Source organism: Spirochaetae bacterium HGW-Spirochaetae-1, from assembly GCA_002839375.1.
Taxonomy (GTDB): Bacteria; Spirochaetota; UBA4802; order UBA4802; family UBA5550; genus PGXY01.
Window position 1 is genome coordinate 360,600 of sequence record PGXY01000005.1, and the last position, 14,172, is coordinate 374,771.

The window sequence follows — 14,172 nt, forward strand, 5'->3', positions numbered from 1 at the left end:
CTGAAAAACCCTTTTACGGCATATTTTTTGCTTTCAAATTATCAGTATATTTGTGATAATAAACGAGGAAACTAATACCCTCTTCATAGAGGGTAAATTTTAGAATAATAGAAGCATATAATGATTCCCATAAAAATAAAAGCACAGAAAGGGGCGAAAATACCCCAGTACCAGAGCGCAGGAGCTGCCGGTGCCGATGTTTTCACGTTCCTGGAAGAACCGGTCTCCCTGGTGCCGGGGCAGACCTCGCTTGTTCCCACGGGCATTTCCATTGAACTGCCGCCGGGTTACGAAGCCCAGATCAGGCCGCGCAGCGGCCTTGCCCTGAAGCACGGCATAACCCTGCTCAACACACCGGGCACCATCGATTCCGATTACCGCGGTGAAATAAAACTTATTGTCACCAATCTGGGAAGGGAGGAATTCACCATAACCAATCACATGCGCATCGCCCAGATGGTATTCAGCAGCATCTACCGGGGACATTTCCTGGAAATGGACTCCCTGGAGGAAACAGAAAGAAATGAAGGAGGATTCGGACATTCCGGATTATGAGAAAGAAAACATCCAAATCAACAAAAAATGAGAAAAAAGAAAAGAGCATACGCATCGTACCCCTGGGCGGCCTGGGCGCTATTGGCAAAAATATCACTCTTTTTGAATATGATGACAGCATCATCATCGTGGACTGCGGTATTTCCTTTCCCAACGAGGAGACGCCGGGCATTGACTTCATCATCCCCGACTTTTCCTATATACGGGAAAACAGGAAGAAGGTAAAGGCCATCGTCATCACCCACGGCCATGAAGACCATATCGGCGCCATTCCCTATCTTCTGAGTGAAATCGACATCCCAATCTATGGAACGAAACTAACACTGGGACTTATACAGAGCCGCCTTGCCGAACATCCCCTTACCAAGCAGCCCAAGATGATCGAGGTGCAGCCGCGCGACGTCCGGAACATAGGCCCCTTTACCATTGAGTTTATCAACGTTAACCATTCCATCATCGGCGGCGTGGGACTGGCCATCAAAACCGACATGGGCACCATCATTCATACGGGCGATTTCAAAATCGATTTTTCCCCCGTTGACGGTGACGTGACCGACATCTACCGCTTCGCCGATTACGGCGAAAAGGGCGTTCTTCTCCTCATGTCCGACAGTACCAACGCGGAAAAATCGGGCTTCACCCAGTCGGAATCCACGCTCGTGGACAAGCTGGTGAATATTTTCTCCTCGGCCAAGGGACGTATCATCGTGGCAACCTTTGCCTCGAACATTCACCGGATACAGCAGGTCATGGACGTGGCCCAGCGGTTCAACCGCAACGTAGCCATCTCGGGCCTCAGCATGCAGAAAAACGTGGAGATATCCGACAGCCTGGGATATCTCTCCATGAAAGATGACCTCGTTGTCAGCGTTGAAAAGGCCAATTCCCTGCCGCACAAGAAACTGGTGGTCATCGGCACCGGGACCCAGGGTGAACCCATGTCGGCCCTGTCACGCATGGCCGCTGGGACACACCGCCATTTCAGGATTCAGCGCGGCGATACGATCATCATCACCGCGTCGGTGATACCGGGCAACGAACGCCTGGTGACCAACATCGTCAACACCCTCATGAGCCTTGGCGCCGACGTGTACTATGACCAGGAAGACCGCATACACGTTTCCGGGCACGGATCGTCCAAGGAACTGAAACTCATGATATCCATTACCAAACCCCGGTTCTTCATGCCCGTACACGGTGAATTCAAGCATATGAAGGCCCATACGGACATCGCCGAATCTCTCGGCATCAAACCGTCGCGGATACTCATCGCCGAATGCGGCGATGTGCTGGACCTGACGCAGAACAGTTTCAGGAAAACAGGAAAGGTCGAACTTTCGCAGATCTATATCGACGGCAATGAAATAGGCGACGCCTCCAGCGACGTCATCAAGGACCGGCACGCCATGTCTACGGACGGTGTGGTGGTCATCTCCCTGATCATTTCCGAGGGAATGCTGCTGCGCGACCCCGACATCACCACCAAGGGCGTCCTGGGCGAGTCGAATTTACAGATAGTGGAAAACATTCGCAAGGATGTGCGGGCCCAGGTCAAAAAAATGCTGAAAAAGAACATGCACGCCCCGGAGTTGGAAGTAAATCTTAAAAATAATCTTAAAAATCTTCTCTTCAGGCTTACAAAACGCAATTCGCTCATCATAGTGCAGGTGTTGGAGATTTAAGTGTCATAAGAGAGCAGGATATTTCCGCGCCGGCATCATGGGGATGCTATTTAATGTTTTCATAGAACAGTTTTCCATACAATTGTTCCATCCCTCATTGTCCATATAATTGACGCGTTTCCCCTTATATCTGCTAAAAAATTACCGGGAAAAAGCCGACAAATAGATGAGACAGGTTTAACCGGATAATAAAATCTGGCATTATCATTCATTTCATCCAGCCCATCAATCCCTGGTTGAACCCGTCGTTTCGTCGCAGGGAGGCCTATTTTGTTTAAGGATAAGCGATATCAGGAAATCACCGGTATTATCCTGATACTTGTTTCCATAATTATTCTTCTGTCCATTTTCACCTGGTCCCGCGGGGATGTTCAGCTCCTCGCGTCGGGAAGTCCCGTAAAGAATCTAATCGGTCCCCTGGGGGCATGGATGAGCCATGTCCTTCGTTCAGCCTTCGGTATCGCCTCGTACCTGCTTGTGGCCGTATGCGCCCTGGCGGGCTGGGCCGTCATGATGGAGGGCGGCGTGATGCCTGTCATGGAGAGAATATTTTCGCTGTTTTTTCTTGCCGTCACCATGTCGGCCCTGGCTTCGGCCTTCGGACAGCAGTCGCCCCACGTATCGGGCGGATACATCGGAGCCTATCTCCATTCCTTCCTGGGACATTTTCTCGGCAAGGTTGGGGCTTACCTGGTCATCGCCATCCTGAACCTGTCGGGTCTCATCCTCATGGGAATCATGTCCCTGTCGTCACTGGTGGAACGGGCAGGATCTAAGAAATATCTATCCCGGGGAATTTCCTCCCTGGGCCGTTACTTCATGGTCCAGAAAACGAAGCAGGAAATCCCCCTGAACAACATTGAGACGGCACTGGCCCGACACAGAAAACCGCCATGGATCACCCGTAAGATTATAAGGATATATGACGGCACGGAACCGGTTATGGACAAAAAAGACACGCTGAAATACCTGGAGATGTCGGTTCCCCTGGCCTCACGCGACGAGACGCTCGTACCGGGACGCATGGATTCGTACCGGGACCGGCTGCGTGAGTTTACATCGACGGTCACACCGGAGCGGGATATACGCGATGCTATTCCGGCCGGAATCCCTGATAATAACGGTGAAAATTTCATCGATGATGATATCCTCGACGATCATGATACTCTGATCACTGCCGATGACATCTACTGCGAGGACGAACCGGCAGAACAGATCCCGGCTGAAACCTCCGCCGATGACGATGAAACGGAACAGGACTACCCCATACAGGATCACAACGAAGACCGGCCAGGGACCGAACGGGACATCATCGCAAACAGGATAACCTGCATCAGCGAAGAAAAAGAGGAAGAGGACGATACTGTTATCCCCGACGTACCGGAAGAGGTTGTACCGGTTGCCCTGCGGGAAAGCCTTTTTTCCAGTCCCGAAGAAACGGTGCCTGACAAACGCGTATTCGAGGAAATCCCCATCAACAAGGAATACATCATACCCACCATTTTTCTCAATTCATCGGAGCCCATGGATTCGGAAAGCTGGAAGATCGAGATACGCAAAAACTCCATGCTCCTGGTCAACACCCTGTCGGAATTCGGCATCGAATCGAAGGTGGTAAACGTAAACCGGGGTCCCGTCATCACGCTCTATGAAATGCAGATAGCGCCGGGCATAAAGGTCAACCGCATCGTGGGCCTCTCCGACGACATAGCACTGGCACTGGCAGCCTACCGTGTCAGGATAGTGGCTCCCATCCCGGGCAAGGCGGCTATAGGCGTGGAAATCCCCAACCGTGACCGTGAAATGGTGACCCTGGGAGACATCATCAAATCTGAAGAGTACCAGACGCGCACGGGCTGCCTCAAGGTAGGTCTGGGCAAGGACATCCTGGGCAAGCCCATCACTCTGGACCTGAAACGCCTTCCTCACCTGCTCATAGCGGGAGCAACAGGCGCGGGAAAATCCGTGAGCGTCAACTCCATCATATGCAGCCTTATCTATAACTACAATCCCAACTATGTCCGCTTCATCATGGTAGACCCCAAGATGGTAGAGCTCCAGCTCTATAACGGCCTGCCCCACCTGCTGACGCCCGTCATAACCGAACCGCATATCGCTCCCATTGTCCTGAAATGGGCCATCTATGAAATGGAGAGGCGGTACCGTCTCCTCTCGGCCCTGACCACCAGGGATATCGAACGGTACAACGAAAAGATCCATCTCGGCGGCGACCGTGGAGAAAAACTGCCATACATCGTCATCATCATCGATGAAATGGCAGACCTCATGATGGTGGCCCCCAAGGAAATGGAAGGATATATAACCAGGCTGGCCCAGAAGGCCAGGGCTATCGGCATACACCTGGTGCTGGCGACACAGCGCCCCTCAGTGGACGTCATCACGGGCATCATCAAGGCAAACTTCCCGGCCAGGATCGCCTTCCAGGTTGCCCAGAAAACAGACTCGCGTACCATCATCGACCAAAACGGGGCGGAAAAACTCCTGGGCAAGGGCGACATGCTCTACCAGTCTCCCATGAGCTCCTTCCCCGTGAGAATTCAGGGCGCTTTCATCTCCGAGGACGAGATTGCCAAAGTCGTGGAACACCTGGGCAAGTTCGGTGAGCCCAACTACATAGACATAGAACAGAGCCTTTATGACTCGGCCGAGGACGAACGCGAAGCGGCCGATGACGACGATGAACTCTTCGTTGAGGCCCTGAAAATAGTGGAGGAAACGCGCAAGGCCTCGGCATCGTACCTGCAGCGCCGCCTCAGTATCGGTTACAACAGGGCGGCCCGCATCATTGAACTCATGGAAGACAGGGGATACATCGGGCCGCAGCAGGGAAGCAAGCCCCGTGATGTCCTTATCTGAAAATAAAAGGGGAAATGGACGTTCATGCCGGAACGAGCGCGTTTATTTTCCATGCATTTGCCACTTCACGCATAAAGGATAAAAAAATGAAAAAGACACTGGCTCTCCTTGCCCTGTTCTTCATGATCACAGGCCCGCTCATGGCGGGATCGAAGGAATACCTGGACACCCTGGACGGAGGCTGCGGCCTCACCATGACACTGCCCGATTCCCTTGATATAGGCATCCATGACGCAAAGCCCAATGTAAAAACCTACATGATAGGACTGCGGGGCACTGAACGCTTCGCCCTTCTTGTAAGCATAATAAATGCCCCGTCCCAGGAACCCAATGCAGCGGTACTTAAAAAGCGAGTCCAGGAAGCAGGCACAAAGCTCCTTCCCCGGTGCGTGGAAAAAGAGGTCAGCCTGGTTCCCATAAACACCACGGAAGAAATCGGCTACTATTACCGCCTCACCGATAATAACCCCCGGCCAGGCGAGTTCACCCTCCTCATCCAGGGCCAGATGTTCGCGGAAAAATCCCTGGTGACCTTTACGTATCTTTTCAACAATGACGACGCCGCCGAACTCGACACGGTTATATCGGTCCTGAAAAGCATAAAAATCGGCTGCGCGGGCAAAACAACGGCATCGCTTCAGAATTTACTGCTGACAAAATCCGATATAGGCGGCAAGGCGGTCCTGGACAAAAAACTCATCTGTAAAACATTCCAGGTACAGGTCTACTACACCAATCCCGAGGCCTACGGCATGCTTTTGCCTTCCCTTCAGGAGAAGGAAATCCAGTCCGTTGAAAAAGGCTCCGACAGTGGATCGGTCATGTACTTTCGATTCGGAGAGAACATAGAGGAATACCGGGGTTTTTTTACCGGGCTTTTCTACGGTGATAGCCGGGGACCCTCCGTGGAACATCCCGAGGAATTCATCATTGCCGGGGATATTATGATTATATTCTGCTTCCCCGGAGACAGCAAGTTGAAGAAGGAAATCATCAGTACAATCAGCAATAAATTGAAATAGCCGTCACGATTTAAGGTACAGAGGAGAATATCATGAAAAAATTCATCATCATAACAATGCTGCTCACTGCGGCCATGGCCTTTGCCGAAGACAACTTCGTTCTCACCATAAACGGCAAGGCCTATGATATAGGACTGGACCGGGAAAGTTCCATTACCCTTCCCGACGGCAAAAAGGCGACCGTTAAGCTCGCGCAGCGGGAATATTTCACCTTTACGGGCCATCTCCTGAGCTTCAGCCACAAGAATATGTATAAGCCCAACGTGAGCGAACTGGAAGACGGCATTTATCAGACCATGCTGACCACTCCCCTGGGCACGGGTGTAATCATCCAGGAGTATACCGGGATTAACCCGTCGGGCATGCTGGACCTGATCATCAGGGAGGTCACCAAGGAGGAAGTGGATTACGGGTATAAATATGAAGAGGCCGAGGAAATTAAGACCGTGGGAGCGGTGAAAATAAAGGGTAAAAAGGTCACCACCTCTTACAAGAATGATACATGGATCCGTCATTTTTATTCGTACGGCGGCAGGGACCAGGGCTTCATCATCATCACCTTCATTGAAAAAAACAACCTGGCAAAGGAAACTCATCTCATCGATGATTTCTGGAAAAACCTGAAGATCATAAAGTAACAGCATTATGACCGTACTGATAATCCTGGCGCACCCGGAACAGGGAAGTTTCAATCATGCCATAGCTGCAACCGCAGCGACAACACTGAAGGAACGGGGATACGAATGTACGGTCCACGATCTTTATGCCGAAGGCTTTGATCCCATCCTTCCCGGCCGTGAGATCCCCAGTGACGGGACTGTTTCACCGGACGTGGAAATCCACTGCAGGGAACTTGCCCAGGCACAGGGAATTATCTTCATCCATCCCAACTGGTGGGGCCAGCCGCCGGCACTGCTAAAGGGATGGATCGACCGGGTGATCAGGCCGGGCCTTGCCTATGAATTCCTGGAAGGCGACGGCGGTGAGGGAATCCCCCGTGGACTCCTGGAAGGTAAAACGGGCATGGTTTTCAACACCTCCAATACCTCCACTGAACGGGAACGTGATTTTTTCGGCGATCCCCTGGAGCTCATATGGAAGAAATGTATTTTTGAATTCTGCGGCATATCACCGTCGTATCGCACGATGTTTTCCATAGTTGTGACCAGCACGAGTGAAGAACGTCAGCAATGGCTAAACGAGGTCCGCGAAGCTGTAGAACAATACTTTCCCCGCATTTAAACAGGACCGCGCTGCTATTTTACGGCGAATATTTCAATGGTATCGGAATAGGCCGTAAGCCGTGAAAAGAGGCGGTACAGGCCGCTGAAGGGAGCATAGAAGGGTGAGGACGGTGATAGAATCCGCTCGGGATGAAAGCCGCAGGGCCTCACCTCGACTCGCCGGAAACCTGTTTTTTTCAGCGCGCGGCGCGCCGCTCCGGGAGTAAAATCCACACGGTGATCAGCAGGATGCGTTTCTATCCATTCACGACGATGAAAATGATACAGGGGCCCCGAAATGGAAGGCGCCGAGAAGGCGAAAACCCCTCCCGGGTTCAGCGAATCATAAATCAGCCGCATGACACGGGCCGGATCGACGCAATGCTCGATGAAAAACCAGGCCGTTATCATATCGAAGACGGGAAGCTCTTTTATGTTATCGAAGGAATCATTGATCACATCAATGCCGAAATGCTCGCGGCAATATGAGCCGGCATAATCGGAAATTTCTATGCCCATGACCCTGCCCACACCCCTGTCCCGGGCCGCTTTCAGGAAAAAACCCAGGGCGGAACCAATATCGAGAAGTGAGAGGGACGGCAATGAGGCTTGCTTATCCAGCAGACTGAAAACGGTATCGAGACGCTCCATAGCCAGGGAATAGATATGAGGAAAATCCTCCTCATAGGTCCTGCCGTACTGATTGCGGTATTCCTTTATGAAATAATCCGTGTCGTACTGAAGGGAATGATGGCCATCATTAAAAGCGGCACCGCAGCTCCCGCACCTGAACAGTTCATCTCCGATACAGATGCTCTTATCCGACTGACACAGGGGGCAGGTATGCGGCGCGCTTATCATGCCGTTCCGAAGAGTCTAGTCCTCGTCGCCGTTTTTCTTACGCCGCTTGGCCGGCTCAACGACCACGGGTATACCCTTGATACGGGCGTCATCGAAAGAATGATATACCAGCTCCGCATACTGTTCCGGAATTTCAAAGAAGGAATATGTGGAATGAATGTCGATTTTACCGATGGACTTTCCGTCTACCCCAGATCTTTTAACGATTTCCCTGATGATGTCGCCCGTGGAAACGCGGTGGTTTTTCCCGATGTTGATAAAAAGGCGGGCCCTGCCGTCCTTGATATCCTCAAATACGATCTTGCCCGTTTCATTTTTTTTCAGCAGCCTCTCGGATGAGAGATCAAGGCGGGAGATGTCACCCAGATACTCTTTCAAAAGGGCGGCGGCGATCCTTCTGGTTCCCCCGATCAAGGGAAGCTTCTTTTTAAGGATTTTCACAAGCTTGTGGTGCTCGGCAAGCTCTTCCGTAAGAGCCATTTCAAGGATCTTTTCAAGTTTCTTTTCCTGATTCATCAAAAACCTCACATGGAATCACACAATGGAATTGGTAACGAAGGATTTCGTAACGGGCAATTATCTATGATAGAGATAAAATGGCAAGTAATTTTCAGCGGTTATTCCCGGCACCGGTAGCCCACATTCCGCACGGTCTCGATGATGGAATCGAAACCCTCGCCCAGCTTGCCCCGGAGACGTCGTATGTGCACATCGACGGTCCTGGTGCCGCCTATGTACTCCATGCCCCAGATTTTGCTGAGAAGTTCCTTCCTGGTAAACACGGTACCCCTGTTCTGAACAAAAAGCCTGAGCAATTCAAATTCCTTGTAGGTCAGATCCAGTTTCTGGTTGTTGAGATATACGGAGTATTCGTTCAGGTTGATCCTCAGGTTCCCGATGAGTATGACATCGTCGGTAACCTCGGTTTTCCAGAGAAGTCTCCTGATACGGGCCATGACCTCGTTTTTCCGGAAGGGATACAGGACAAAATCATCGATAAACCAGTCTGTCCTGATATCATCGATATTGCTGACCCGCAGGATTAGTATCACGGCAATATCCTGAATTTTCTTTCTTATTCTTGAGAGATAGAACTGCACCGACTCAGGAGGCTCCAGTGTATCGATGTCGATGATCAGCAGTTCATATTCATCGACCCGCAGGGATTCCACGCTGCGATAGGCCATAACCTGCAGGCCCGTGAGATTATTTCTCAAATCCTCGGCCAGTTCATTATTTGCCGTAAGCAGACCAATGATATGGTTCACAAGCTACTTCCTTAATTTACAAACCGCGCTGTTTTTAGTACGGCTAAAGTTTTTAATCAATTGTCCGATTGATTGTAATTGATAATCAATAAATGGTAAGATAGTATAAGGAAATGACGAATTTGTACAACAACATTTTCTTGATAAGAGTCCTGAAAGCATTAATTTTCCCGATGAAAAGAGATTACAGAAAGACTTCACAAGGGACTTTTAATCCCCTTCAGGGCGGGACGGGCTACTTTTGTATAGATGGTGGTAGTGCTGATATTCCTGTGGCCAAGAAGACTTTGTATATAACGGAGCGATATGCCCTGTTCCAGAAGGTGCGTGGCGAAGGAATGGCGCAGGTCATGAGGAGTCACGCTCTTCCCTATCTTTGCGCGCAAAAGGGCATTTTCCAGGACCTTCTGAACGGTCCTGGGCGATATATGGCGCTTCCTCTCCCGAAACTCGTCATGGGCCGTGGTAAAGACATAGTCATTGCCGGCCTTATCACGCATGCAGCAGGCCAGGCCTTCGAGCAGAGAAGCGGAAAAAACCGTAATCCTGTCCTTGCGCCCCTTGCCCATCCTTACATGGATGATGAGCTCAACCATATCAACATCCTTCACTCTGAGATTAATCAGTTCCGAAAGGCGAAGTCCCGAGGCAAAGAGCAGGCCTATCATGGTCCGGTGCTTCACATTCGTAATGGCATTGAGAATCCTCACGATCTCATCACGTGACAGGACCGTGGGCAGGTGCTTGTCGTTCTTCATTCCGTCAAGAAAAGAAAGATCCAGTTTTTTTTGCAGGATATGTGTAAAATAAAAGGTCATGGCAAAACGGTACATCCGCACCATGGACGGCGACTGCCCCAGCGTGTCAATGATGGTCATGAAAAACTTCCGCGCCTGGAAGCTGTTCACCATATCCAGGGTAATGCCCATCTCCCCGACAAACCAGCCGTTTGCCCTGCGCAGGGCACTGATATAAGAACTGATCGTCCGGCGCGAGTACCGCCGCAGCACCATGAGTTCACGGTATTCATCCAGGCGGGTCAGTTCAGGGGAGATACCGTCCCGGTCATGCGTGTCCCCGTTTCCCTTCTGATCGTAATTATCCCGATATACGGTAGATGTATCCTTCTCATCAGGAAACAGTGCCTGTTTTATTTCCCGGAATATATATCGTGGTGCCTTGATCTGATGTAAGAAATAATCCCTGATCACCTGAAAATCACTGTAGGATATCTCATCCTTATTTTGTATAAAAAAGTCATGAATTTCCTGATTTGAGATAAATATCGGTTCCCTCTTGTATGAATAATGCAGAAGTAATTTCTCCAGCATCGCATTGCCCATATTCTTGTCCTCCATCTTTGAACTTTGAATAATTTCATTTTCATGGAATAACACGAACGAGGGCGGCAATATATGAATTTTTTATGGTTAAGACGTAATTATTTTTGACTTTTATGGGCGTTCTAATAGTGTATTCATCGAATACAAGGCAATGCGCCTACATTTAGTTATATGAAAGCAGCACGCTAAACATTTTTTAATTTAATTGTGGTTAAACGGCCGTCCTGGCCGCCTTTATTGTACTATATTATTTAATGAATTATAAAGAAAAATAAATTTGGAGAAAAATATATAATGATATCATTTTTAATATTTTTTATTCCCGCTATTATATCAATAGTCGTTTGTTTTATTTTAATATTTCTTTTAAACAAAACTGAAAATAAATATCAAACAGATGAAGATAAAAACATAAATGATGATATATTTAAATATAACACGGATAACCATAAATTATGGAGAGAATTTCCAAAATCATATAGGAGAATAATTATTGTCTCTTTTTCCATTTTACTTTTTATTTTGCTTACATATTCTAGTAATTTTATTTTTCAATATAAAAATGTTATTTCAGATAATCCAGCAGACTGGGGAACTTTCGGGGATTATTTTGGAGGAATATTAAACCCAGTTCTTTCATTTATTACTATTATACTATTGCTTTATACAATTCAACTTCAAAGAGTAATGAAAAATGATACGAATAATGATTCAAAGAAACAAGAATTTATATCTAATTTTTTCAAAATGATCGACTATTATTATAATATTATTGAATCCTTAAGAAGTGCTTATTCAAAAAGTACTTTCAATTATTTACATGAAGGATTAGCATGTTTTTATTTCTACCGGAAAAACTTAAAAAATAATTTTACTGATGGAGAGCTTTCTTCCTATAATACTAAAAGAGTTGATAATTTTGAAAATAGACAACTATTAACTGATAGTGCTATATGGGCTGAATTAAGAAACTATATAAATCACATTAATGCAATTATGAATTTTGTTTCTAATACAGATAGTTTTGATGAAAAAGACAAAGAAAGAGAAATCGAACATTATAAAAATATTTTTATAAATCAAATATCGAGAGAGGAATACAGTGTATTGAAATACTATATTTCTAGAAATGAAACAATTGAAGACGAACAAAATGAGAAAAGACATGAAAGCTTTAAAAAGCTTTTTTCTTCATATATTAAATGATATTAATGTTCATAAGATTAACAATCTCGTTATAACGGTCTCAGACTTCCTGTCTTCGACCGTATTGTTGCTATTAAGCGTGCTGCCTTCATATAACAAAGCATATAAGCTGCGTCGCTACGCTCCTTGGCCTGCGGCACATTTTGCCTTCATTTCATTACGGCAAAACGTCTTATATGCTTGAACGTTATATGCCATTGCCCCGCCCCTTGTGGGAATGAAATATATTGTAAGAACAACTGGCATCCGTGCCAGTTGAAACCTTAAGTAATTTATTTAATTATGAAAAAATTTCAGAAAATACTTGAAGGATTGAAAGACAAAAGTCCAATTCCATTACTCTTGGAAAATGGATATACACCTTCGACTATCAAAGCTGAAATAACTGAAACATTCAAACCATATTTTAAAAATCATTCTAACCTCGAAAAGTATGCAATAAATTATCTTGTATCAGATTGGATAAATTTTTTAAGAATATCAATCAAATATACAGGAATTGAAAATTATATTAAAACTGTACTGGATGCATATGAAAAGGCAAAGACTATGAGCTGTGAGGATACAATAAATGTTTTATCGGAAATAATTCCTTTTCACTTAGAATCAGGGAATAAATATTGGAGTTTTCTTAATCTCGAAGTTGACAAAAAGGATTTAGAAATACATGAGTTTGCTCAAACATCAATGAAGGATATTTCAAACATTATTGAAGGAATATCAAAGTCAGTTTATGTCGAAAATGTTTTAATCAATAAAATTAAACGAGGTAAACCGATTGACATTGAGAAGACAATGTCGAACAAGCTTGGAAATTTAATCCAAGATTTAATTGATAACTCAGATTATAGTTCAATTTTTATTGTACCGAAAGAGAATCTGAAGATATCTGATTGGAGAAATATTGGAGCCCACCATACCTATTCAATTATAGATGATAAAATTCATTGCGAATCAGGCGAAGGAGCAAGAAAGATTACTTTTAAAATAGGAAGAGATGAACTATTTGAAAGATTAAATTACTGTATGAGAACTACAGAAATTTTAAATATGGCTCACAAAATATTTGCATTCGATAACCTTCCAGAGATAAGCAAAAGAATTGATAAAGACAAGTATAATGCAAGACCTGAAATTGGGTTTTTAATGTTTTCATCAGCTTTAATGAGTCAAGGATTTGAAATACAGAATGTCAACTATGATTCAGAGAATGCATCATTGGAGTTATTGGACTTAACACAAGATAATCCAAGAGATAGAGGGATTCACTCCTCCCAGTTACTCAATCAGTTTTGGCTGCTCACTAGTAGTAAATCATTAGAAATTAAGTACTTCAAAAATGATGGAGATTTATATTTAACATCTAGTATAGGAAGTGAAATTTTTGAGGAAATGGAAAAGGATGATCATAAAGAAGTCAGCTATTTTGCAGAGAATGTAAATTTTAAATTAGAAAACGATGGCTAACAAATCACTGCACTGGTTTTTACTCCGCTGCGCTCCGTAAAAACCAGTGAGTTCAAACCGTTAAAAAGGAATAATATAATGAGTAAGAAAAAAGAAAAAGATTTTGAACCTGATTGGCTTAATCCATCAAATGACCGAACAACTCCATACTCAGAAGAAGAACTGGATCTTTTTGTAGAAGGATTCATTGACAGCCATAAGCATCAATGGAAAAATCTTGTATCAGAGATTGGTGAAAATAAAGCAAAAGAAAAAATTATAGATGGATTCAGAAAAATGGATGAAAGACATATCTCAAACATTGATGTCGATGAAACAATTATCAACTGAACATAATCCGACCATCTGTTTTAATAATTCATTTTAAATTATGTTTCTACTTAAAATCAATAAAATGTAAAAATTAGCAGAAGATGTTGATAAATAATTATTTCTGAATAGTTCAAGCTCAACATCCGTGTTTCGCTTGAAAACTATAAAATGGGGCGGGGCAACGGCATATAACACAGCATATAAGCTCGTCGCTGCGCTCCTCGGCCTTCGGCACATTTGCCTTCGCTGGCGCTACGGCAAACGTCTTATATGCTTGAACGTTAAGTGCCATTGCTCCCAAAGAGCCGCGCGAAGAGTTATAGTTATAATCTTCAGTAAACAAATATCTTCACTGC

At 45.9% G+C, this 14,172-nt stretch carries 13 protein-coding genes; 9 read left to right on the forward strand and 4 right to left on the reverse strand.

All coding sequences use genetic code 11. From position 1 onward, the window contains the following. Window positions 1–120: 120 nt before the first annotated feature. From CVV44_11990 to CVV44_12015, 6 genes are all read left to right on the forward strand, one after another. On the forward strand, window positions 121–555 hold the full coding sequence (locus CVV44_11990; protein ID PKL38593.1) for a dUTP diphosphatase: 435 nt from the start codon (window positions 121–123) through the stop codon (window positions 553–555). Beyond that, a complete protein-coding gene (locus tag CVV44_11995) occupies window positions 552–2,237 on the forward strand; it encodes a ribonuclease J (protein PKL38594.1) in 1,686 nt (561 codons plus the stop codon). The genes CVV44_11990 and CVV44_11995 overlap by 4 nt, the downstream gene beginning before the upstream one ends. A gap of 270 nt (window positions 2,238–2,507) precedes the next feature. Continuing rightward, complete coding sequence (locus tag CVV44_12000) at window positions 2,508–5,114, forward strand: hypothetical protein (protein PKL38595.1); 2,607 nt, start codon at window positions 2,508–2,510, stop codon at window positions 5,112–5,114. A 14-nt stretch (window positions 5,115–5,128) separates the two neighbouring features. Then, window positions 5,129–6,136, forward strand: a complete 1,008-nt coding sequence (locus CVV44_12005; GenBank protein PKL38596.1) for a hypothetical protein — start codon at window positions 5,129–5,131, stop codon at window positions 6,134–6,136. 32 nt (window positions 6,137–6,168) lie between these two features. Beyond that, on the forward strand, window positions 6,169–6,774 hold the full coding sequence (locus CVV44_12010) for a hypothetical protein (protein PKL38597.1): 606 nt from the start codon (window positions 6,169–6,171) through the stop codon (window positions 6,772–6,774). Window positions 6,775–6,781: 7 nt separating this feature from the next. Next, on the forward strand, window positions 6,782–7,378 hold the full coding sequence (locus CVV44_12015) for an NAD(P)H dehydrogenase (protein ID PKL38598.1): 597 nt from the start codon (window positions 6,782–6,784) through the stop codon (window positions 7,376–7,378). A 14-nt stretch (window positions 7,379–7,392) separates the two neighbouring features. On the opposite strand, the gene CVV44_12020 is transcribed toward CVV44_12015, so the two are convergent. The 4 genes from CVV44_12020 to CVV44_12035 all read right to left on the reverse strand — a co-directional run bounded on the left by CVV44_12020 (window position 7,393) and on the right by CVV44_12035 (window position 10,846). Beyond that, window positions 7,393–8,220, reverse strand: coding sequence for a hypothetical protein (locus CVV44_12020; GenBank protein ID PKL38599.1), 828 nt, complete (start codon window positions 8,218–8,220; stop codon window positions 7,393–7,395). A 15-nt stretch (window positions 8,221–8,235) separates the two neighbouring features. Then, the gene (locus tag CVV44_12025) at window positions 8,236–8,736 is read right to left on the reverse strand and encodes a hypothetical protein (protein ID PKL38600.1); all 501 of its coding nucleotides are present in this window, start codon (window positions 8,734–8,736) and stop codon (window positions 8,236–8,238) included. 101 nt (window positions 8,737–8,837) lie between these two features. Then, window positions 8,838–9,407, reverse strand: coding sequence for a hypothetical protein (locus CVV44_12030; GenBank protein PKL38619.1), 570 nt, complete (start codon window positions 9,405–9,407; stop codon window positions 8,838–8,840). 278 nt (window positions 9,408–9,685) lie between these two features. Next, entirely contained in the window at window positions 9,686–10,846 is a 1,161-nt protein-coding gene (locus CVV44_12035; protein ID PKL38601.1) for a hypothetical protein, read from the reverse strand. Window positions 10,847–11,125: 279 nt separating this feature from the next. Between CVV44_12035 and CVV44_12040 the strand changes: the two genes are divergently transcribed. The 3 genes from CVV44_12040 (at window position 11,126) to CVV44_12050 (ending at window position 13,834) form a co-directional block, all read left to right on the forward strand. Then, window positions 11,126–12,037 (forward strand): hypothetical protein, encoded by a 912-nt coding sequence (locus tag CVV44_12040; protein PKL38602.1) that lies wholly within the window; start codon window positions 11,126–11,128, stop codon window positions 12,035–12,037. A gap of 282 nt (window positions 12,038–12,319) precedes the next feature. Next, window positions 12,320–13,504, forward strand: coding sequence for a hypothetical protein (locus tag CVV44_12045; protein PKL38603.1), 1,185 nt, complete (start codon window positions 12,320–12,322; stop codon window positions 13,502–13,504). A 78-nt stretch (window positions 13,505–13,582) separates the two neighbouring features. Next, on the forward strand, window positions 13,583–13,834 hold the full coding sequence (locus tag CVV44_12050; protein PKL38604.1) for a hypothetical protein: 252 nt from the start codon (window positions 13,583–13,585) through the stop codon (window positions 13,832–13,834). The last annotated feature ends 338 nt before the right edge of the window (window positions 13,835–14,172 follow it).